Annotated in this window: 18 protein-coding genes and 2 tRNA genes; 7 read left to right on the forward strand and 13 right to left on the reverse strand. The window is 69.7% G+C overall.

Annotation, left to right across the window (positions count from 1 at the left end; genetic code table 11):
• Nucleotides 1-173 precede the first annotated feature (173 nt).
• Both ACZ7CH_RS36300 and ACZ7CH_RS36305 read right to left on the reverse strand, forming a co-directional pair.
• Nucleotides 174-512 carry a VOC family protein gene (locus ACZ7CH_RS36300; protein WP_470372150.1) on the reverse strand — a complete coding sequence of 113 codons (339 nt, stop codon included), beginning with the start codon at nt 510-512 and terminating at the stop codon, nt 174-176.
• A gap of 196 nt (nt 513-708) precedes the next feature.
• A tRNA-Gly gene (locus tag ACZ7CH_RS36305) sits at nt 709-779 on the reverse strand.
• A gap of 62 nt (nt 780-841) precedes the next feature.
• Between ACZ7CH_RS36305 and ACZ7CH_RS36310 the strand changes: the two genes are divergently transcribed.
• Together ACZ7CH_RS36310 and ACZ7CH_RS36315 are read left to right on the forward strand one after the other, a co-directional pair.
• A tRNA-Pro gene (locus ACZ7CH_RS36310) sits at nt 842-915 on the forward strand.
• Between the two features lie 150 nt (nt 916-1,065).
• Nucleotides 1,066-1,587: a hypothetical protein gene (locus ACZ7CH_RS36315; RefSeq protein WP_470376006.1), complete on the forward strand. Its 522-nt coding sequence runs from the start codon at nt 1,066-1,068 to the stop codon at nt 1,585-1,587.
• 42 nt (nt 1,588-1,629) lie between these two features.
• Here ACZ7CH_RS36315 and ACZ7CH_RS36320 read toward each other — a convergent pair whose 3' ends face one another.
• Entirely contained in the window at nt 1,630-1,773 is a 144-nt protein-coding gene (locus ACZ7CH_RS36320) for a hypothetical protein (protein WP_470376007.1), read from the reverse strand.
• An 18-nt stretch (nt 1,774-1,791) separates the two neighbouring features.
• On the opposite strand from ACZ7CH_RS36320, the gene ACZ7CH_RS36325 reads away from it, so the two are divergent.
• On the forward strand, nt 1,792-3,582 hold the full coding sequence (locus ACZ7CH_RS36325; RefSeq protein WP_470376008.1) for a hypothetical protein: 1,791 nt from the start codon (nt 1,792-1,794) through the stop codon (nt 3,580-3,582).
• 63 nt (nt 3,583-3,645) lie between these two features.
• Here ACZ7CH_RS36325 and ACZ7CH_RS36330 read toward each other — a convergent pair whose 3' ends face one another.
• From ACZ7CH_RS36330 to ACZ7CH_RS36365, 8 genes are all read right to left on the reverse strand, one after another.
• Nucleotides 3,646-3,822 (reverse strand): hypothetical protein, encoded by a 177-nt coding sequence (locus ACZ7CH_RS36330; RefSeq protein ID WP_470372152.1) that lies wholly within the window; start codon nt 3,820-3,822, stop codon nt 3,646-3,648.
• Between the two features lie 157 nt (nt 3,823-3,979).
• Entirely contained in the window at nt 3,980-5,449 is a 1,470-nt protein-coding gene (locus tag ACZ7CH_RS36335; RefSeq protein WP_470376009.1) for a PKD domain-containing protein, read from the reverse strand.
• Between the two features lie 12 nt (nt 5,450-5,461).
• Nucleotides 5,462-6,964: a PKD domain-containing protein gene (locus tag ACZ7CH_RS36340; RefSeq protein WP_360399518.1), complete on the reverse strand. Its 1,503-nt coding sequence runs from the start codon at nt 6,962-6,964 to the stop codon at nt 5,462-5,464.
• A gap of 126 nt (nt 6,965-7,090) precedes the next feature.
• Nucleotides 7,091-9,997: an alpha-mannosidase gene (locus ACZ7CH_RS36345; protein ID WP_470376010.1), complete on the reverse strand. Its 2,907-nt coding sequence runs from the start codon at nt 9,995-9,997 to the stop codon at nt 7,091-7,093.
• A gap of 1 nt (nt 9,998) precedes the next feature.
• Nucleotides 9,999-11,120 carry a glycoside hydrolase 5 family protein gene (locus tag ACZ7CH_RS36350; protein ID WP_470376011.1) on the reverse strand — a complete coding sequence of 374 codons (1,122 nt, stop codon included), beginning with the start codon at nt 11,118-11,120 and terminating at the stop codon, nt 9,999-10,001.
• A gap of 17 nt (nt 11,121-11,137) precedes the next feature.
• On the reverse strand, nt 11,138-11,959 hold the full coding sequence (locus ACZ7CH_RS36355) for a carbohydrate ABC transporter permease (RefSeq protein WP_470376012.1): 822 nt from the start codon (nt 11,957-11,959) through the stop codon (nt 11,138-11,140).
• A complete protein-coding gene (locus tag ACZ7CH_RS36360) occupies nt 11,956-12,825 on the reverse strand; it encodes a carbohydrate ABC transporter permease (RefSeq protein ID WP_470372156.1) in 870 nt (289 codons plus the stop codon). Before ACZ7CH_RS36360 ends, ACZ7CH_RS36355 begins: the two co-directional genes overlap by 4 nt.
• Nucleotides 12,822-14,075 (reverse strand): ABC transporter substrate-binding protein, encoded by a 1,254-nt coding sequence (locus tag ACZ7CH_RS36365; RefSeq protein WP_458433945.1) that lies wholly within the window; start codon nt 14,073-14,075, stop codon nt 12,822-12,824. Before ACZ7CH_RS36365 ends, ACZ7CH_RS36360 begins: the two co-directional genes overlap by 4 nt.
• A gap of 99 nt (nt 14,076-14,174) precedes the next feature.
• Here ACZ7CH_RS36365 and ACZ7CH_RS36370 point away from each other — a divergent pair, with 99 nt between their 5' ends.
• The gene (locus ACZ7CH_RS36370) at nt 14,175-15,167 is read left to right on the forward strand and encodes a LacI family DNA-binding transcriptional regulator (RefSeq protein ID WP_360399505.1); all 993 of its coding nucleotides are present in this window, start codon (nt 14,175-14,177) and stop codon (nt 15,165-15,167) included.
• A gap of 63 nt (nt 15,168-15,230) precedes the next feature.
• Here the strand turns inward: ACZ7CH_RS36370 and ACZ7CH_RS36375 are convergent, their stop codons facing one another.
• Both ACZ7CH_RS36375 and ACZ7CH_RS36380 read right to left on the reverse strand, forming a co-directional pair.
• Nucleotides 15,231-16,130 carry a LysR family transcriptional regulator gene (locus ACZ7CH_RS36375; protein ID WP_360399502.1) on the reverse strand — a complete coding sequence of 300 codons (900 nt, stop codon included), beginning with the start codon at nt 16,128-16,130 and terminating at the stop codon, nt 15,231-15,233.
• Between the two features lie 293 nt (nt 16,131-16,423).
• Nucleotides 16,424-17,194, reverse strand: coding sequence for a hypothetical protein (locus tag ACZ7CH_RS36380; RefSeq protein ID WP_470376013.1), 771 nt, complete (start codon nt 17,192-17,194; stop codon nt 16,424-16,426).
• Nucleotides 17,195-17,409: 215 nt separating this feature from the next.
• Here ACZ7CH_RS36380 and tig point away from each other — a divergent pair, with 215 nt between their 5' ends.
• The 3 genes from tig (at nt 17,410) to ACZ7CH_RS36395 (ending at nt 20,178) form a co-directional block, all read left to right on the forward strand.
• Nucleotides 17,410-18,753 (forward strand): trigger factor, encoded by a 1,344-nt coding sequence (tig, locus tag ACZ7CH_RS36385; protein ID WP_360399496.1) that lies wholly within the window; start codon nt 17,410-17,412, stop codon nt 18,751-18,753.
• A gap of 187 nt (nt 18,754-18,940) precedes the next feature.
• Nucleotides 18,941-19,528, forward strand: a complete 588-nt coding sequence (locus ACZ7CH_RS36390; protein WP_053735683.1) for an ATP-dependent Clp protease proteolytic subunit — start codon at nt 18,941-18,943, stop codon at nt 19,526-19,528.
• A gap of 35 nt (nt 19,529-19,563) precedes the next feature.
• Nucleotides 19,564-20,178, forward strand: a complete 615-nt coding sequence (locus tag ACZ7CH_RS36395) for an ATP-dependent Clp protease proteolytic subunit (protein ID WP_089957693.1) — start codon at nt 19,564-19,566, stop codon at nt 20,176-20,178.
• The last annotated feature ends 104 nt before the right edge of the window (nt 20,179-20,282 follow it).

Genomic DNA, 20,282 nt, shown 5'->3' on the forward strand with positions numbered 1-20,282 from the left:
GTTCCTGGCGCGCGACGGTCAATCATGTCGGGGTGAAGGGCGCCAAGCTCCTGCTCGTGGTGCGGTGCCTCATCAGCTTCGCGATCGGCGTGCTGCTCGTCGTGCTCGCCGTCCGCTTCGGTGAGGCGCTCTGGCGGGCCTTCCACTCGTGATCGCCTTTGGACGAACCTGCGCTAGTCGCGCACGAAGCAGAACTCGTTGCCCTCGGGGTCGCGCATCACCTGGAAGCTGCCCTGCTCGTCGGTGTGCACCACGCCCTCGCGCGTGCCACCCAGGTTGACCGCCCGCACGACGGCGGCCTCGATGTCGTCGACCTGGAAGTCGAGGTGCAGCCGGTTCTTCACGTCCTTGCGCTCGGGCACCGGCTGGAACGACATCCGCACCCCGCCCGGCGGCTCCACGTGCGCCCACCCGAGCGCCCGCTCGACGGGCTCACCGCCGAGCAGCTCCGCCCAGAACCGCACGAGCGTCGCCGGGTCGTTGCTGTCGATGACGATCTGTTCCAGCCTCACGTCTCCACCAGGTCCTCTCGTGCCCAGTCGCGCAGCCTACCTCCGCGGCCATGGCGAAGATCGTTGTTTTCGGGGCCTGCGGCCAGGCCGGACGGGGGCGTGGCGGTGAGCGCGGTGCACGCAGGTCGGGATCGTCTCGATGTGAGCCGCATCACGAAAAAGGGCCGAGTGCGGGTGCACTCGGCCCTTCGTGTCGAGCGGGCGACGGGAATCGAACCCGCGTAGCTAGTTTGGAAGACTAGGGCTCTACCATTGAGCTACGCCCGCTTGCCGCCCGTTGTCGGGGCTGCGATCGATACTTTAGCGGGTGGCGGTAAGCTTGGTGCAACCGGGGCGTGGCGCAGTTTGGTAGCGCACCCGCTTTGGGAGCGGGGGGTCGCAGGTTCAAATCCTGTCGCCCCGATTGACGGCCCTGACCAGCGGAAACGCGGGTCGGGGCCTTTCCCTTGAGTGAGCACAGGGCTCGGTGACACCCCGCTTCGCTTCGTGGCGCAACGGCTCGTCCGTGGACGCTGTGCGTAACAGCCGACCTCCGAGCGGCGAAGGACTGCGCATGTACCGCATCGCCGCTGCTTTCCTCGCCACCGCCTTGCTCACCGCGTGCGGTGCGCCGTTGAACAGCAGCCCGGCCACACCAATCGGAACTCCGGTGGTCCAGGCCGAGAACAAGACGAAGGCGCCGAAGACCGCCGAGGAGATCACCGACGCTCTGGCGGAGAAGATTCCCAGCCTGAAGCCGGCCAAGGTCTTCACCGCCGAGGACGACCCGAACAAGCTGCTGGGGCGCCCGAACGGCTACACGTCCAAGACCGCGTTCACCGACACCCGCATCGCAGCAGAGGAAGTGTCCTTCACGAAGGAGAACGACACCTTGCGTGGCGGCGGAGTCGAGGTGTTCGCCGACGAGGCTGCTGCCAAGGCCCGCATGAACTACATCCAGTCCTTCGGCAAGGAGACGCCGATGCTCGCCGAGTACGACTACGTCGCCGGCGGTGTGCTGGTCCGGGTGTCGAAGCAGCTGACGCCGTCCCAGGCGAAGGAGTACGAGACGGCCCTTGCCGAGGCTGTCGGCTAGTGGCCTGGTGAGAAGGTGCTGCTGCGGCGGGTTTCGCCTTCTTCACCCCCGCAGGTAGCGGCTGGCCCACGTCGCCAGCACCCGCGCCACGTACGTCGCGTCCGCCCGGTTGGTCAGCAGGTGTTCCACGTGGGCGGTGTCGGCGGAGGCGCCGATGGTCGACGACCGCGAAAAGCGTTTCTCCACGTCACTACTGTGCGGTCCGTGCGCTACCAGTACCTCGACGCCCGGCTGCGGCAGGCCTTCGACGACGCCGGGCTCAGCCGGTGCCAGCGGGCGTTGCTGCAGGGCGTGCTGCGCGCGCTCGACCCCGATGCGCACCTTGGCGAGCACGTCGCCGGGCTGGGCAGTGCGTTCCTGGCCGTCCAACGCGCGCAGACCGCCCTTGCCAGCCACGCCGCCGAGGACCACCCGCGGTGGAACCTGCTGCGCCGCATCATCAGCACCTCCGTCACGGTGGTGGACGCCGCCGCGCCCGCGTACGCGCACGGCGGTGCGGAGGAGCTTGCCGAGGCACGGCGGACGTTGCTCGACGTGGACGCCGCCATCGCCGCCGACGGGCAGAAGCTCGCCCCCGCCGTCACGGCCGCGGCTGCCGCGAAGCTCGACCCCGAGGCGCTCAGGGCCGCGGTCGAGCGGTGGCTCGCTCCACTGTGGAACGGTGTCGAGCTGCCGTTGCGGGCCAGGATGATCGCCGAGGTCGCGGTCGTCACGGCCGACCACGGGCGGGACGGGCGGCACCTGCGCACCGACCTGTTGCGGTTCCTCAAGAAACCGGACGACCTGGCGCAGGTGCTGTGGCCGCTGCCGCGCAGGCACGTGGTGGCGCTGGTCGTGCGCGGGGCCAGGGTGCTGCGGCACCTCGACGAGCTGCTGCCGGGGGCGCGGCAGGAACCGTTGCACCGCAGCAGGTTGCCGAAGGACGACTTCCTCAAGGACGTGGTCACCGGCTCGTCGGCGCTGGTCCGGCTGCCGGTCACGGCCGCGGACGCGCACACCGCGGCGGTGCTCGGCAGGCGGGTGCTGAGCGAGGCGCTCGACCAGTACGCGGCGGGGGAGCGGCTGACGGAGCTCGACATCGCGCCGGTGTGGCAGGTCAGCGGGCCGACCGGGCGGGTGACCCGCGGCGGGGAGCACCAGCGCACGGTCGGCAACGCCTACCCGCTCACCCCGTACTGGCCGGGTGAGCTGCGGTCGGCGATGCGGGTCGCGAACCTGGCACGGCAGGTCGACGCGCCGATGGCGGCCGCGGGGCTCGCGTGGAGCGCGCTGGAGGCGACCGGGCTGGACCCGAGCCGGATCGGCTGGCTGGCCAAGGCGTGCGCGCTGCAGGTGTTGCGGCAGCACCTGGTCAGCCTGCACGTCGTCGTCACCCACCACGACCGCGAGCTGAGGGCACCGCTCGACGCGCACGTGCCGACGACCGGGGTGAAGCACCACCTGAGGTCCGTCGACGCGTGGCTGGAGGTGCTCGTCCGGCACCCCCGGCCGAACGAGCGGCTGAAGGCCGCGCAGGACGCCGTCACCGCGCTCGCGGAGAGCGAGGGCGGGCTGGTGCCAGACCTCGTGGAGCTGTGGCGGTCGCGGCTCGCGGACTCGAACGCCCTCGCGGACTGGTTGCAGGAGCAGGAGGACACGGCCGCGGCACTGCTGGAATGGCTTTACGCCACGCGGAACCTCGCCTTCCACGCCGGCACGTTCGCCACGCCCGGTGACGTGCTGACCGCGCACGCCGGGCAGGCGCTCGCCGACCTGGCGCTCGAGTTCCTCGGCAACTGGCGCACGCGGGAACGCCGGCAGGGCCGGGACGAGACGCCCGCGCCGGAGGTCTACCGCCGCCTCGCCCAGCGCAAGGACCAGCTCACCGCGCGACTGCGGCGGGCGAACTCCGTGCGCAGGCTCAGCGTCGAGGACATCTCCGGGCCTGACGAGAAGTGGTGGACGCGGGGCGAGGCCAACGGCGACAAGGTCAAGGCCCGGCTGCCGAAGGCCTGACGACCGACACGGGTCGTGGGTGGTTCCTGGACGAGAGGAACCACCCACGACCCGTTTCACGCATCAGGCGGCCTGGTGCCCGTTGGGCACCTCAGGCTCGTGGCGGTGCGTCATGCGGTGCCACCACGACCGCGGCCGGCCACCGCTGCGGTAGTACTCCTGGACGCGGCGGGCGTCCTCGCGCAGCGCCGCCTGCCGGTAGTCCATCTCGGCCTTGATCGCCTCGGGCGTCCACTCCACCTGAACCAGCTCCTCAGTTCGCTTCGTTGACGAGACCGAGGTTGCCCCTGAGGGGTGGCCCCTCACATCGAACGATCACCCAAGGCTGCGCCGCGAGACCCCTTACTCAGCCGAAAGCGCCCGGGTGGAAGGGTTCCACCCGGGCGCCTGAGGCGTGCTAGCTCACGCGCGCGGTCGTACCGGGACGCACGGTCGTGGTCGTGGCCTGCGCCTGGTTGTCCGCGGGCCTCGCGTCCTGGTACCAGTCGGGGGACGAGGCCACCGCCCGGAACGTCACCTGGCCCGCCGCGGCGTCGGCGGCGGAGTAGGTGTACGCGAACACGAACTCGGTGCGGGCGGTCGGTGAAGCGGCCACGCGCTGCAGGGTGTAGCCGATCTCCTGGCCTTGGGCGCCGTTCGCGCTGACCTTGTAGAGCGTGACCTTGACGTTCCCGTCGTGGTGGGGGTTCGCCACGTACGCCTTGATCGTCTTGGTCTGGCCGGCCCGTGCCGTCTCCGGCACGGACAGGGCGGTGATCGCCAGGTCGTGCGTCTCGACCGTCAGCTTCTCCGGCACGCTGCTGCCGGTGCGGCCGTCGGACGTCGTCGCGGTCACGGAGACCGAGTAGTCACCGTCCTTCGCGTACCGGTGCCTGATCCGCTCACCGGGCACGATCGGCGCCGACCCGCCGTCGCCGAAGTAGACGGTGCCGCTGACCAACGGCCGCTGCTCACCCGCGGACGGCACGAACTCGACGTCGGTGTAGATGGTCGGGTTGTTGGGGTACGGCGACAGCCACGGCCGCAGCGGCGCAGCGGTGCTGAACTCCACGAACGCCGGCTCCGCGTCCGCGGGCGTCTCCGCCACCCGGACCAGGTAGGACTCGCCGGCCTCGGCCGAGAAGACCGACCGCATGCCGTTGCGCTCGTTGTCGTCCGTGGACACGCAGTCCACTTCGGACAGGTCGGCGGCGCGGTACACGCTGACGGCGCCCTCGCTGGCGAGGACCTGGACGAACCTGCTGCTGGTCGGGGCGTAGCGGTACCAGACGGACTGCGTCGCCGCCGGGTCGCAGCTCGCGGACAGCTCGCCCGGCTCCGCCGTCGTGCGCCGCAGGTCGACGTCGTGCCTGCTCGGCACCGCGACCGCCGCGGCGTTCGCGCGGTTGTCGTTCGACAGGCCGGGAACGCCGCGGAAGTCGATCAGGACCGGGCCGCCGCCGGAGTAGTACTCGACCACCATCACGTGGTAGGTCGTGCCCGCTTTGACCGCGAACGTGTCGTCCCTCGGACCGTTCGCGGTGCAGGCGCCCTCGACCGGCGTCAGCGCGCCGCGCTCGCCGGTGAAGACGCCGTAGAACGGCCCGTACCGCTCGCTGTGCGTGGCCAGCCGGACGAAGCCGTCGGCGGGTGCGGTGTAGCGCAGCCACACCGAACCCGCACCCCAGTAGTTGCAGGCGTTCGGGTCGTCGGCGGCCTTGGTGGCACCGGTGGTGTCGACGGTGGCCGTGAACGGCAGTGCGGTGACGTCAAGAGCGGCGTCGAAGTCGTCGTTGCCCGGTGCGGCGTGCGCGACACCCGGTACGGACAGGGCGAGCAGGGCCGCGGCACCGAAGGCCAGCGCACGCGTTCTGATGGACAGTCTCATGATCCCCCCAGATCAGTTCAGGACGGCGGCGGCGGCGAGTGCGGGACGCACGGTGGTCGCGATCGCGATCACCTCGTTGTCGCCGGTGTTCGCGTCGTACACCGGGTACTCCAGCTTCACCTCGGCCTTGAACGTCACCTTGCCGGTCACCGCGTCCTCCGGCGTGAAGGTGTAGGAGAACGGGAAGCTCACCTTGCGCGTCGGGTGCGCGGGCACGTCGAGCTTCAGCACGCCGACCTCACGCCACCACTCGCCGTCGTGCTTGTAGAGCCTCACCGTGGCCTGCTCCAGGTACCGGGTGTTGCCCACCTGCACGGTGATCTGCTTCTGCTGCCCGGCCCGTGCCGAGGTGGGCACGGTGAACTTGGTGATGCCGACGTCGTGCGTCTTGACCGTGACCTCGACGGTGTCGGTGGAGACGCGGCCGTCGGACGTGGTCGAGCGGATCGCCGCCGTGTACACGCCGTCCTTGGTGTACCGGTGGTTCCGGTCGGTCTCCTCGCTCGCGGGCAGCGTGGTGCCGTCACCGAAGTCCCACTCGGTCAGCACCGGGTCGTCGAAGTCGTTGCCGGTGTAGACCCGGAACGGGATGGTGTCGTTGACCGACGGACCACCCGACGTGGTGGAGTAGCTGAGGTTCGTCGTGAACGCGGGTGCTTCCTTCAGCTCCAGCGTGAACCGGGAGTCGTCGCCGGCGCTGCTGACGAGCTGGAAGAAGTAGGTCTTGCCGCCCGTGAGGCCGACTGCCTTGCCGTTGTAGGCGGACGTCCCGGTGCACTTGCGCAGTTCCAGCCCGCCCAGTGCGGCGCCGTCGAAGACGCTGATCACCGGGCTGCTGCCGCCGCTCGACTTGACCTGCACGACCACTGACTGGTCCTGGGCGGGCGTGTAGGAGTACCAGACCGACGGCCGGCCCTCGGAGCTGTGACAGGCCGCCGCGTACGGCTCGGCGTCCTGGGCGGAGGCCAGCGAGAAGTCCGGACCGGGTGTGGAGAACGGCAACGTCACCGGCTGCGCGTTCGCGAAGTCGTCGTTGGCCAGCGGGGAGATCCGGTCGAGCGCGAGCTTCAGCGCGCCACCGGTCACGTTCTGCCCGGTCACCATGAAGTGGTAGGTCTCGCCCGCGGTCGCGCGGAACGTGACCGGGTCGGTCCGGCTGCGGCTGCAGCCGTCGGAGTACCAGTCGACGTGGCGCAGCTCGTGCCGCGGCCCGGTGAGCGTCGTGACCACCAGGTCTCGGCCGCTGCCCTCGGTCTTGAGCCGCAGCAGGCCGTCCTCGGTCGCGGTGTAGCTGAACCACACCGAACCGCTTGCGACGTAACCGGTGCAGTCGTACGGGTCGTCGAGCGCCTTGGTGGCGGACGTCGTGTCCTGTTCGGTCACGTACGGCAGGGCGTTGATCACGGTGGGCGTGTCGAAGTCGTCGTTGGTCGGTGGTGCCGCGTGTGCCACACCGGGCACCAGCACCCCGACCAGGGCGACGGCCGCGACCGCCGCTGATCTCCAGGAAGGCATGCGAAAGTTCCCCCAAGTCCCCAGACCCCGGCCTTGATGGCAGGGGTACCCCGACCCTAGATCGCGACGGATGGGGTGTTCGTTGCACGTTCCGGCCGAATTGCCCCATCCGGCGCAGCGCGCGCGTTACCTCGTGAACCGCAGGGTGATCACCTGGAACGGGCGCAGCACCACCTCCGCGGCCGCGGCACCCAGTGGCCGTTCGAGCAGGTCGGTCTCCTGGACGTCCCGATGGGCGAAGGAGGTGCTGATCGAGGCGCGGGCACGACCGCCGTGCGCCTCGTAAAGTCGGACGACGACGTCGCCCGACCGGTCGTCGGCCAGCTTCACGGCCTCGACCCTGACCGCCGGGTTGCCGGTGCGCACCAGCGGTTGCGGTGCGGCCGAGCCCTGGACGGTCCGCGGCGGCAGGTTGATCCGGTAGCCCGCGTCCACGGCCTCCGGCAGGCCGCCGAGCACGAGGGCGTAGCGGAAGCGGTGGTGGCCCTGGTCGGTCTCGGGGTCGGGGAACCGGGGCGCGCGCAGCAGGGACAGGCGCACGGTCGTGGTGGTCCCGCCGTCCTCGCGGGTGGTGCGGGTGACCTCGTGGCCGTAGGTCGAGTCGTTGACCACCGCGACGCCGTAGCCGGGTTCGCCGACGTGCAGGAAGCGGTGGGCGCAGATCTCGAACCTCGCCGCCTCCCACGAGGTGTTGGTGTGGACGGGCCGGTGCAGGTGGCCGAACTGGGTCTCGGCGGTGGAGACCTCGGCGCGCAGGTCGAGCGGGAACGCGATCTTGAGCAGCTTCTCGCGTTCCTGCCAGTCGACCTCGGTCTCGAAGTCGACCTGCTTGGCACCTTCACGCAGCCGGATCGTCTGGGTGAGCGCGGAGTCGCCGAACTCGGTGCGCACGACCACGGCGTCGGCGGCGTCGACGCGTTCGGTCGGGGCCAGGTCGGACCGCCAGTTGCGGTAGAACGGGTCGATGTCCCAGGCGTCCCACTGGTTCGGGTTGTCCTTGTGCAGCTGCGGCAGGCCCGCGCACCCGCGCGGCGGCAGGACCTCGCGCTGCTCCTCCAGGTCGAGGACGGAGGTGATCACGCCGTCGCCGCCGACCGTCACGCGGAGGCGGCCGTTGTCGAGCACGCCGTCCACGGGCGCGACGAACGGCCTGGGCGCGTCGCCGCCGAACACGTCGAAGACGACCTCGGCGGAGCCGTCGCCCTTGACCGCGTCGATCGCACGGGTCGTGAGCTGCTCCAGCTCCGCCGCCACCCGCGCGTAGGTCGCCTCGGCCTCGCGGTGCACCCAGGCGATCGAGCTGCCCGGCAGGATGTCGTGGAACTGGTGCAGCAGCACGGTCTTCCACAACCGGTCGAGGTCGTCGTACGGGTACTCGGCGCCGTGGAGCGCCGCCGCGGTCGACCAGTGCTCTGCCTCGCGCAGCAGGTGCTCGCAACGCCGGTTGCCCTGCTTGGTCTTGGCCTGCGTGGTGTAGGTGGCGCGGTGCTTCTCCAGGTACAGCTCGCCCGCCCACACCGGCGCGTCCGGGTACTCGTCCTGCGCGGCCTGGAAGAAGTCGCGCGGCGGCTCGACCGTCACGGTCGGGGAGCCTTCGAGGTCCGCGACCCGGTGCGCGGTCTCCATCATCTCGCGGGTGGGGCCGCCACCACCGTCGCCGTAGCCGAACGGGACCAGCGACCGGGAGGCCTTGGCGTGCTCGGCGAACTGGCGTGACGCCCGTGCGAGCTCCTCGCCGCTCAACGAGGAGTTGTAGGTGTCGACCGGCGGGAAGTGCGTGAAGATCCGGGTGCCGTCGATGCCCTCCCACCAGAACGTGTGGTGCGGGAACCGGTTGACCTGGTTCCACGACAGCTTCTGCGTGAGGAACCAGCGCGAGCCGGACAGCTTGATCAGCTGGGGGAGCGCGGCGCTGTAGCCGAACGAGTCCGGCAGCCACACCTCCTCGGTCTCCACGCCGAAGTTGTCGAGGAAGAACCGCTTGCCGTGCACCAGCTGCCGGGCCATCGCCTCACCGCCGGGCATGTTCGTGTCCGACTCGACCCACATGCCGCCGACCGGCACGAACTGCCCACTGCGGACCTTCTCGCGCACGCGGTCCCACACGTGCGGGTGGTGCTCCTTCATCCACGCGTACTGCTGGGCCTGCGAGCACGCGAAGTAGAAGTCCGGATACTCGTCCATCAGCCTCGTGACGTTGGAGAACGTCCTGGCGCACTTGCGGACCGTCTCCCGCAGCGGCCACAGCCACGCGGAGTCGATGTGCGCGTGGCCGATCGCGGAGACCTTGTGCGCGGAGGCCGTGGCGGGCATCGACAGCACGCCGGCGAGCTGGTCACGGGCGTCGGCGGCGGTCTCCGCGACCGCGTTGAGGTCGAGCGCGTCCATCGCCCGGTCCAGCGCGTGCAGCACCTTGTGCCGGCGCGGGTCGTGCTCGGGCAGCTCCTCCATCAGGCCCTGCAACACCTCGATGTCGAGCATGAGGTGCCAGACCTGCGGCTGGAACACCGCGAGCTCGGCCCTGCGGATCTTGTACAACGGCTCGGTGCCCGCGGTGTCCTTGTCGCCCAAAGCGGTCGGCAGGAACGGGTGGAAGTCGAGGATCGTCGGGTTGCCCGCGGCTTCGAGGTAGTAGCGGACCTCGCTGCCCTCGACCGGCAGGTGGGTGTTGCGCGGCTCGATGCCCTTGATCGGCACGCCGTCGGCGGTGTAGGCGAGGCCTTCCGACTGGAAACCGGGGCCGGGGTGGGTGAAGCCGAGGTCGAGCACCACCTCGACCTGCTCGTCCCGCCACGCCTCCGGGACGGTGCCGGTGAGCCGGAACCAGCTGGTGCTCCACGGCGCACCCCAGTCGTCACCGACCCGCGCGGGTTCGTAGTGCGCGGTGAGGGCTTCGGCGACCGGCACCGGCTCGTCCGGCACGGTCCACACGGCCAGCTCCAGTGGCGCGGTCTCGCCGTAGACCGCCGGGCGGATGCGTTCCTTCAGCGTGCGGTTGAGGCGTTCTTCCAGCAGCGCGCGTTCGTCGTGCATGTCAGTTCCCCAACTCGATCGAGGCCCGCACACCCGTGCGCGCGAGGGCCATCCACTCTTCGAAGAAGGCGCCACCGGGACCCCACGAGGGCCGGTCGCCGTGCAACGTGATCGGCGTGCGCTCGGCCGGCGCGGGCGGCGTCTCCCCTGCGATCCGGGCGATCACCTCGCCGAGCGGCTTGACCTCGCGTCCGGTGGTCATCAGCCCCAACTCGTACTCGCGTTCGGGGAAGTCCACCAGCGCGCGGTCGACGTCGAACGAGCACCACCACGTGACGCCCCACAGGTCCGCGCACGTCAGCACGTTCGCAAGCGTTCGCTCGGCGAACTCCGGCGCCTGCTCGGCGCTGATCTCGGGCTGGGCGGCGCCGACCTCCTGCAACCACACCGGCCGCCGCGGGTCCCTCGCGTGCGCCTTCGCGAGCTCGACCAGGTACTCGGCGTGGTGGACGCTCTCCGGCGACATCGGGCCGTAGAGCTGCGCGGTACCGTTGAAGACCCACGAGTGCACGGTCGTCATCGCGCCCTTGTTGGCCGCGTGCTCCGGCAGGAACGAATGCTCGCTCTCGTACCAGACGGCGTCGTACTCGGAGTGCACGTGCGGGTGGTCCGGCGCGGCCGCGGCGCACTCGGCGAGCAGCGCATCGATCCACTCGCCGGCTTGCTCGGGCATGCACGGGTTGGACTCGGTGAGCAGGTTGACCTCGTTGCCGAGGGTGAAGCCGAGGAAGTTCGGCTTGTCGCGCAGCGCCTCGGCGAGCGTGCGGACGTAGAGCCTCTGCCCGCTGATCACCTCGGGGTTGGTGAAGATGTTGGCGCGGTGCCAGGTCTGCACCCACGACGGGTAGAAGTCGAAGCTCGACAGGTGGCCCTGCAGCACGTCGACCTGCACGTCCAGGCCGTGTTCGCGGGCCGCGTCGAGCACCTGGCCGAGCTGCTCGACCGCCTTCGGGCGGACCAGGCCCCGGTTGGGCTGGAACACCGGCCACAGCGGGAACACCCGCACGTGGTCGAGCCCCAGCCCGGCGATCGCCGCGAAGTCCGCTTTCACGTCGTCCAGCGAGAAGTCGAGCCAGTGGTGGAACCAACCGGTGGACGGGGTGTAGTTCACGCCGAAACGCAAGGTTGAACTCCTCGGGTTTAGCCCTTGATCGCGCCTTCTCCGACTCCGCGGAAGAAGTGCTTCTGCAGCAACAGGAACAGCAGGACCAGCGGGACGACGGCGATGATCGTGCCCGCCGCCACCAGCCGCTGGTTCTGCACGAACGTGCCCTGGAGGTACGCCAGGCCGATGGTGAGCGTGTACTTCTCCTGGTCGCTCAGGACGATGAGCGGCCACAGGAAGTCGTCCCAGCTGAACATGAACGAGAACAGCGCCACCACGACCAGCGTGCCCTTCACCGACGGCAGCGCGAGGCGGGTGAAGCGCTGCCACGCGTTGGCGCCGTCGATGACCGCCGCCTCCTCCACCTCGGCGGGCAGGGCGAGGAAGGCGTTGCGCAGCAACAGGACGTTGAGCGCGGCGACCGCACCGGGCAGCACGACCGCGGTGAGCGTGTTCGTGAGCCCGAACCCGCGCATCACCAGGAACAGCGAGATCATGATCGCCTCGAACGGCACCAGGATGCTGCTCGCGAACACCACCGCGGCGAACCGGCGGCCGCGGAACCGCAACCGCGCCAGCGCGTAGCCGGCCATGGCGGCGCCGAGGCAGTTCGTGACGACGTTGACGCTCGCCACGCCCAGCGAGTTGAGCGCGAACGACCAGACCGGCACCACGTCGGCGACGGCCGCGTAGTTCGCGAACGTCGGGTCGTCCGGGATGAAGTCGGGGACGAAGACGTCCTCACCGGGCCCCTTGATGCTCGTCGCGAACTGCCACAGGAACGGTCCGACGCTGATCGCGAGAAGGGCGAGCAACCCGAGGTAGCGCAGGCCGAGGAGGACGTGGGCGCGCTTCACAGCTGGTCCTCCCTGCGGTTGAGCTTCAGCGTGACCAGCAGCAGCCCCAGCAGGACGACGAACAGGACCACGCTGAGCGCGGAGGCGTACCCGACCTCGCCGGTGAGACCGCGGCCGGTGGACTGGATGAGCATCACCAGCGTGGTGCTCGCCCCGCCCGGCCCGCCGGTGCCGCCGGACAGCAGGTGGACCTCGGAGAACACGCGGAACCCGTTGACCGCGCTCAGCGCCGCGACCAGAACCATCGTCGGCCGCAGGCTCGGCACGGTGACCGACCAGAACCTCCTGACCGGTCCCGCGCCGTCGACCATCGCGGCCTCGTGCAGGTCCTTCGGCACGTTCGCGAGCGCGGCCAGGTAGATCACCATGTAGTAGCCCAGGCCGCGCCAGACCGTGACGACCATCGAGCTGACGAGGAGCAGGCCGGAGTCGGTCAGGAACGGGACCCGGTCACCGCCCAGCGCCTCGACCACGCTGTTCACCAGGCCGCGGCTGTCGAGCAGCCACGTCCAGATGAGCCCGACCACGACCGTGGACGCGATCACCGGCGTGAAGAACGCCGTCCGGAAGACCCCGATGCCCGGCACGACCTTCTGCGCGAGCACCGCGACCAGCAGCGGCAGCAGCACCAGCGGGGGCACGACGCCCGCCATGTACAGCAGGCTGTTGCGCGCGGCGGCCCAGAACCTGGGGTCCTGGGCCATCCGAACGAAGTTGTCCACGCCGGTGAACGTGCCGCCGCCCAGTGCGCTCGCGTCGGTGAACGCGAGCACGATCATGTTCAGGAACGGGAAGATCACGAACAGCGAGCAGATGGCCAGTCCTGGCGCCAGGAACAGCCACGGCGTGTACGGGCGGTGCGTCACCTCAGCAGCCGGTTGCACTCGGTGACGGCGTCGTCGAGTGCCTGCTTCGGCGACTTCTTGCCGAGCATGGCGTCCGCGAGCTGTTGCAGCAGCGCCTCGCGCATCTGGTCGCTGAACTGCACCGGCGTGTAGTTCACCGCCGTCTTGAGCTGCTTGGCCGCGGCGACGCGCACGCGTGCCTCGTCCGTGCCGTCCTCGGTGGTGAAGTACGGGTCGTCGCCGCCCCTGCTGGTGCTGGGGAAGATCGAGGCGAGCTTCGCGAACGCCACCTGGTTCTCGGCGTTGGTGAGGAACCGGCCGAAAGCCAGTGCCGTCGCCTGGTTCTTGCTGCTCTTCGGCACGCTGACGCCGTGCAGGAACATGTTGGCGCTGCCCGTGTTCGTGATGGGCGTGGTGATGCCGATGTTCGCGTGGAGGCTGGGCGCGTCGGTCTTGAACTTGCCGAGGTCGTAGGCGCTGCCGGGGTTCATCGCGGTCTGCTGCGCCATGAACTTCGCGCCGGCGCCGGTGTAGTTCTGCGTGAGCGCCTCGGGGATGAGCGCGCCCGCGTCGTACATGCGCTTGTAGCTCTCGACGAACTCGACGCCCTTGGGTTCGTTGAAGGTGAACCTGTCGTTCTCGAACAGCTTCACGCCGTACAGCCCGAAGTCGGCGATGCTCGGGGTCTGGCCGAGGATCGCGATCTTCTTCTCGGCGAGCTTGAGGGCCGTGACTTCAAGCTCCTTGAAGTTCGTCGGCGGCTTGCTCGGGTCGAGACCGGCCTGCTGGAACAGGGCCTTGTTGTAGAAGATCGGCCCGGTGTTGAGGTACCAGGGGAACCCGTAGCAGCCGCCCTTGCCGGGGATCTCGAACGCCTGCCAGGCGTTCGCCAGGTACTCCTGCCTGGCGTCCTTGAGGTTCTCGTCGAGGTTGACGAGCTGCCCCGCCTTGGCGAGCGGGAAGCTGAGGTCCGGCGGGACGTTGATGACGTCGGGCAGGCTCCCGGCGCTCGCGTCCGCCATGACCTTGGCCAGGTAGCCGTCCGCGGGCTGGTCGACCCACTTCACGGTGGTGCCCCGGTGCCGCTTCTGGAAAGCGTCGACGACACCGTTGACGTAGTCGGTGTACTTGGGCTTGAGGGACCAGGTCTGGACCGTGATCTCGCCCGTGACCTGGCCCGACGCCGATGAGCCTGTGTTCGGTGTGCCGGACAGTCCGCATCCCGCCACGGGCACCGCCGCCAGGCCCGCGAGGAACGTGCGCCTCTTCATCAACAGCCACCTCCTTGCTGGCGGACCCTAGCTAAACCGGTTTATCTGCGGCTAGCCTCCGACCGTCTTGTTGTCTCGTTCCGGACAGGGTGCGCAGCGGTGAAGAGGCCAACGATCAAGGACATCGCGGCGGCCGCCGGCGTGTCCAAGGGCGCCGCGTCACTGGCGCTGAACGGCCGCTCCGGCGTGTCCGAGACGACCCGCGCCCGCGTGCTGGCCGTGGCCTCGTCCCTGGGCTATCGCCCCTCCGCGACCGCGCGCGCGTTGTCCTCCGCCTCCGCCGACGCGGTCGGGTTGGTCCTGGTGCGCCCACCGCGCGCGTTGGGGGACGAGGCGTTCTTCTTCCAGCTGATCGCCGGCATGCAGTCGGAGATGTCGTGCGCGCTGCTGCTTCAGGTGGTGTCGTCGCGCGCCGAGGAGATCGCGCTCTACGAACGGTGGTTCGCCGAACACCGGGTCGACGGGGTGTTCCTCGTCGACCTGCTGGTGTCGGACCCGCGGGTGGAGCTGATGTCGTCGCTCGGGATGCCGGCGGTCGTGGTCGGCGGCGCGGGGCACCACGGAGCGCTGGCTTCGGTGTGGGCCGACGACTACGCGGCGATGACGTCGGTCGTGTCGCACCTGAAGTCGTTGGGCCACCGGCGGATCGCGCGCGTGGCCGGGTTGCCGTCGCTGCTGCACACGGTGCGGCGGGACGCGGCGTTCTCCTCGTCCGTCGTGGACGGTGTCGTGGTGTACGGGGACTACACCGCCGAGTCCGGGGCCTCGGCCACGCGGGAGCTGCTGGGAGCGGCCGAACCGCCCACCGCGATCGTGTACGACAACGACGTGATGGCGGTGGCCGGGGCCGAGGTCGCCGGTGCGCTGGGGGTGGCGGTGCCGCAACGGCTGTCGATCGTCGCCTGGGACGACTCGGTCCTGTGCCAGCACGGGCGGCTGACGGCCCTGTCGCGGGACACGTTCGCGTTCGGGGCACGGGCGGCTCGGGCACTGCTGGCGGTGCTGGGCGGCGCGGTGCCGACGGACGTGGAGGACGTGCTGCCGGAACTGGTGGTGCGGGGGAGCTCCGGGGTGGCACCGGGCAGTGCCTGAGGGCGGCCTCGCCCGGTGGACGGCGCGCGGCCGCCACCGGGCGAGGTCCTGCGCTCGGGACGGTCAGGTCAGCGAGGCCACCTGGTCGCTGACCACCTGGGCCGCCGCCGACACGAGTGCGGTCACCGCCGGGTTCGTCGAGTTGTCCTGGCGCCAGCCGAACTGGGTGTAGACGCGGAAGTTCGGGGACCAGGGCAAGCGGACCAACCTGCCGTCGGCCAGCTCGGCGGCGACGGTGACCTCCGGCATCAGCGCGATGCCGAGGCCGGAGGAGACGGCGCGCTTCGCCGCGTCGATCGAGTCCAGCTCCAGGACCGGGGCCCGCGTCTCGTCGAAGGCGAGGGAGCTCTCGAACAGGTCGTGGTAGGCGGCGCCGTTCTCGGCGCGGATCAGCGTGCTGCCGGTGAGGTCGTCCTCCGTGAGGGACTGGCGCTGCGTCAGCATGTGGTTCGGGCCGGCCACCACCACGAGCGGTTCCGGGCACAGCACCGTCGTCTCCAGGCCCTCGCGCGGCTCGATGGCGCCGATGAAGAACGCGCAGTCGAGTTGGCCGTCGCGCACCGAGTTCAGGTTGTTCAGGGCGTTGCGCGAGTGGAGCGAGAGTTGGACGCTCGGGTAGCGCCAGCACATGTATTCGATGAGCGGTAACAGACGGTAGTCGGTCAAACTCTGTGCGGAACCGATGACGAGTTTGCCGTGCGGCTCGCCGTTCATCGTGATGGCTTTTCGGGCCTTTTCCGTGAGGTTGATGATGTTTCGCGCGAACGGGAGCAGTTCCACGCCTGCGGAGGTCATCTGGATACCCCGCGGCAGGCGTCGGAATAGCACGACGCCGAGTGCCTCCTCCAGGGCCTTGATGCGGGTCGTGATGGTCGGCTGCGAGCAGTTGAGCGTGGCTGCGGCCTTGGTGAAGCTCCCTGTCTGAACCACGGTCGTGAACGCGAGAAGCTGGCGTGTCTCCATCAGGCGGATCCTCGGATTAAAACGGTGCGACGACTTTTTCTCGTTCGTTCCCGTGGTCCTGTTACGGATGGTGCGAGGGTCGTAACGCTACCTGTCCCCCTTGGCCGCAACATTGGTGCTAATGGAGTCATCTTGATCGGTCGCGAAAGGGGGTTTCCGCCGAAAGAGTGATTTTAGAGAGGTGGTCTGCGACAGGCCGTAGCGGGCCGACTCTTTTCAGTGATCCTTTCGCCAGGCGAACAAACAACGCCGCCACCTCGCAGAGGTGACGGCGTTGTGGGCGGAGGTGCGGATCAGGCGCCGCAGGCCCCGCCGCCGAGCAGGAAGCTGTAGACGACCGGCGGTTCGGTGCCCAGCTGCTGCGTCACGGTGAGGCGGATGCCGTCCGCCCACTCGTAGGTGTGGGGGAACTTGCTGCGCCACGGTTCGAGGATGGACGCCCGCTGCGCGCCGCGGAGCTCGACCGTGGTGGTCCGCTGCGCGCCGTCCGGGGTCGCGGAGTCGCCCGCGTCGACGCCCGTCAGGGTGTGCACGCCGATGCCGTTGGCCGGCGCCTTGACCATCCGGCCCGCCGCGTCGCGGAGGTGCAGGGCGAGGTTCGACATCTCGCTGACCGTGTTGTAGCTGTCCGGGTCGGTGGTGCACCACGCCGTGCGGTTGATCTCGGCGAACGCCAGGAACGGGCCCCGCGAGTCCGTGAGCGCGATCGAGGCGAGGCGTTCGGCCTTGAGGTTCGTGCTGTCACCGGGGCCCGCATAGAGGACCACGGCGGACTCGGGCAGCTGCGGCGCCACGTCCTCGTCGGCCAGGTGCACGCCCCAGCCGGGGTGCAGGGCGGTGCGGCCGACCACGACCTCGTCCGCGCGGAACCCGGCGGGCTCGTCGCCGGGGAGCCAGGTGCGGCTGAGGCCCTCGGTCCGGCCGTTGACGGTCAGCGCGTAGGCGGACGCCGTGGCGACCTGCGGGAAGACCGGGGTGCCCGCCGACGCGGGTGCGACCGCGGCCGCTCCCAGGACGGCGCCGGCGGCGGTGATGGCGAGAAGTCTGCTGACAGCACTGTGCACGTCGAACTCCCGATGATCGGGTGAAGCCCCCAGAACGGCACGAACCGGCCGTGTGCGGAGAAGGGTAGCGATGGCTGCCGACCGGTCCCGCGGGGCGCGGAACCGGGGTGGCGGCGGTCACACGGCGGGCCTCGCCTAGACTCGCTGGGAATCCGGGCGCCACGAGTGGCGGTACCGGCTGTCTGCACGTTCTTGTTCGTATCGAGGAGTCCACGTTGAAGAGCACCGTCGAGCACCTGAGCCCGACGAGGGTCCGGATCAACGTCGAGGTGCCGTTCGACGAGCTCAAGTCGAACTTCGACCAGGCGTACCGGAAGCTCGCGAAGCAGGTCCGCATCCCCGGCTTCCGCCCCGGCAAGGCCCCCGCCAAGGTGCTGGAGAGCCGCATCGGCCGCGCTCCGGTCCTGGACGAGGTCATCCAGGAGGCCATCCCGGCCAAGTACCTGGAGGCGGTCAACGCCGGTGAGGTGCGCACGCTGGGCCGCCCCGACTTCGAGGTCACCAAGATCGAGGACGGCGCGACGCTCGAGTTCACGGCCGAGGTCGACGTCCGTCCCGAGATCACCGTGCCCGCGTTCGGCGAGCTCGCGGTGACCGTGGACGAGCAGGAGGTCGCCGACGAGGACGTGACCACGCAGCTGGACGAGCTCCGCGCCCGCTTCGGCACGCTGACCGGCGTCAGCCGCCCCGCGCAGACCGGCGACTTCGTCGTCGTCGACCTGTCCGCCACCGTCGGCGGCGAGGAGGTCGAGGAGGCGCGCACCAGCGGCCTGTCCTACGAGATCGGTTCCGGCCAGCTCGTCGAGGGCATCGACGAGGCGCTCGTCGGCGCGTCCGAGGGCGAGACCAAGACCTTCACCACCACGCTCGTCGCCGGTGAGCACGAGGGCAGCGAGGCCGAGGTCACCGTCGTGCTGAACACGGTGAAGGAGCGCCAGCTCCCCGAGCTCGACGACGAGTTCGCGCAGCTCGCCAGCGAGTTCGACACGCTCGACGAGCTCAAGGCCGACCTGCGGACCCGCCTGGGCCGCGTCAAGAAGATGCAGCAGGGCGTGCAGGCGCGCGACAAGGTCCTCGAGGCGCTGCTGGAGACCACCGAGGTCCCGCTGCCCGAGGGCATCGTCCAGGGCGAGATCGACGCCCGCAAGCACGACGCCGTGCACGCCTTCGACCACGACGACGCGAAGTTCGCCGCGTGGCTCGAGGAGCAGGGCCAGTCGGAGGAGGAGTTCGACGCCGAGCTGCGCAAGGCCGCCGAGCAGGCCGTCAAGACGCAGCTGGTGCTCGACTCGATCGCCGACGCCGAGCAGGTCACGGTGTCCGACGGCGAGCTGACCGAGCGGATCATCTACCAGGCCCAGCGCTTCGGCATCAGCCCCGACGAGTACGTCAAGCGCGCGCAGCAGTCCGGCCAGCTCGGCGCGATCTTCGCCGACGTCCGCCGCGGCAAGGCGCTCGCGAGCGTCGTGCGCCAGGCGACGGTCAGCGACACCAGCGGCGAGAAGCTGGACCTCGACGAGCTCTTCGGCGAGACCAAGTCCCAAGAGGACGCGGAGTAGTTCGGCGCCCTCGCCGCGTGACGCGGCGAACGCCGGAAATACAGCCCTGAGCGAACGCGGGCGGTGTCGGGCATCTGACGCCGCCCGCCTTCGTTAAGGTCGATCGCAGAGAGTTTTCGCTTCCAGATTCGTTCCACCTGGAGTTAGGCAGGCAGACGTGACGCAGCACTCCTTCCCGACCCCCGAGATGCGGTCGGCCACCGCCGGGATGAACCTCAACGACTCGGTGTACGAGCGGCTGCTCCGCGAGCGGATCATCGTCCTGGGATCGCAGGTCGAAGAGGGCATCGCCAACCAGATCACCGCTCAGTTGCTGCTGCTGGCCGCTGAGGACCCCGAGAAGGACATCACCCTCTACATCAACTCGCCGGGTGGTTCCGTCACGGCGGGCATGGCCATCTACGACACGATGCAGCTGATCGAGCCGGACGTGGCCACGGTCGCCATGGGTCTCGCGGCGTCGATGGGTCAGTTCCTGCTCTCCGCGGGTGCCCGCGGCAAGCGCCAGGCGCTCCCGCACGCGCGCATCCTCATGCACCAGCCGTCGGCGGGTGTCGGTGGTACGGCGGCGGACATCGCGATCCAGGCGGACATGCTGACGCGCACCAAGCGCGAGATGGCCGAGCTGATCGCCGAGCACACCGGCCAGCCGGTCGAGCGCATCATCGCCGACTCCGACCGCGACCGCTGGTTCACCGCGCAGGAAGCGCTGGAGTACGGCTTCGTCGACAAGGTCGTCACCCGGTCGCAGCCCGTCGGCGACTCGAACAACTGACGTCAGCTAGGAGACCTCAAGTGAGCCAGTTCCACATGCCTCAGTCGCGGTACGTGCTGCCGTCGTTCGTCGAGCGCACCAGCTACGGCATGAAGGAGTCGAACCCGTACAACAAGCTGTTCGAGGAGCGCATCATCTTCCTCGGCGTGCAGGTTGACGACGCCTCGGCCAACGACGTCATGGCGCAGCTGCTGGTCCTCGAGTCCGAGGACCCGGACCGCGACATCCTGATGTACATCAACTCGCCGGGTGGCTCGTTCACCTCGCTGATGGCCATCTACGACACCATGCAGTTCGTCCGCCCGGACATCCAGACGTACTGCCTCGGCCAGGCCGCCTCGGCCGCCGCGGTGCTGCTGGCCGCCGGCACCCCCGGCAAGCGCCACGCGCTGCCGAACGCGCGAATCCTGATCCACCAGCCCTCCATGGAGGGCGCGTACGGTCAGGTGTCCGACCTGGAGATCCAGTCGAACGAGATCCAGCGCGTGCGCCGCCTGATGGAGTCCACCCTCGCGCGGCACACCAACCGCACGGCGGAGGAGGTTCGCGAGAGCATCGAGCGCGACCGCATCCTCACGGCCGACGAGGCCAAGGACTACGGCATCGTCGACTCGGTGCTGCCCTACCGCAAGCTCTCCGCGAAGTCCTGAAGCGTCGTCTCCCGAGGGCTGGGAAGCCGGCCCTCGGGAACCGCCGACACGCCGATGTGACCGGGCAACTGGCCTGATCGGGGCGTCGGGGGGACGCTGGTCCT

It is taken from the genome of Lentzea sp. NPDC037011 (assembly GCF_055607425.1).

Excerpts from the sequence above, each read along its gene's own strand:
- ACZ7CH_RS36315 (WP_470376006.1), top strand. The coding sequence starts at position 1,066 with ATGTACCGCATCGCCGCTGCTTTCCTCGCCACCGCCTTGCTCACCGCG.
- ACZ7CH_RS36335 (WP_470376009.1), bottom strand. The coding sequence starts at position 5,449 with ATGAGACTGTCCATCAGAACGCGTGCGCTGGCCTTCGGTGCCGCGGCC.
- ACZ7CH_RS36340 (WP_360399518.1), bottom strand. The coding sequence starts at position 6,964 with ATGCCTTCCTGGAGATCAGCGGCGGTCGCGGCCGTCGCCCTGGTCGGG.
- ACZ7CH_RS36345 (WP_470376010.1), bottom strand. The coding sequence starts at position 9,997 with ATGCACGACGAACGCGCGCTGCTGGAAGAACGCCTCAACCGCACGCTG.
- ACZ7CH_RS36365 (WP_458433945.1), bottom strand. The coding sequence starts at position 14,075 with ATGAAGAGGCGCACGTTCCTCGCGGGCCTGGCGGCGGTGCCCGTGGCG.
- ACZ7CH_RS36375 (WP_360399502.1), bottom strand. The coding sequence starts at position 16,130 with ATGGAGACACGCCAGCTTCTCGCGTTCACGACCGTGGTTCAGACAGGG.
- ACZ7CH_RS36390 (WP_053735683.1), top strand. The coding sequence starts at position 18,941 with ATGCGGTCGGCCACCGCCGGGATGAACCTCAACGACTCGGTGTACGAG.
- ACZ7CH_RS36395 (WP_089957693.1), top strand. The coding sequence starts at position 19,564 with ATGCCTCAGTCGCGGTACGTGCTGCCGTCGTTCGTCGAGCGCACCAGC.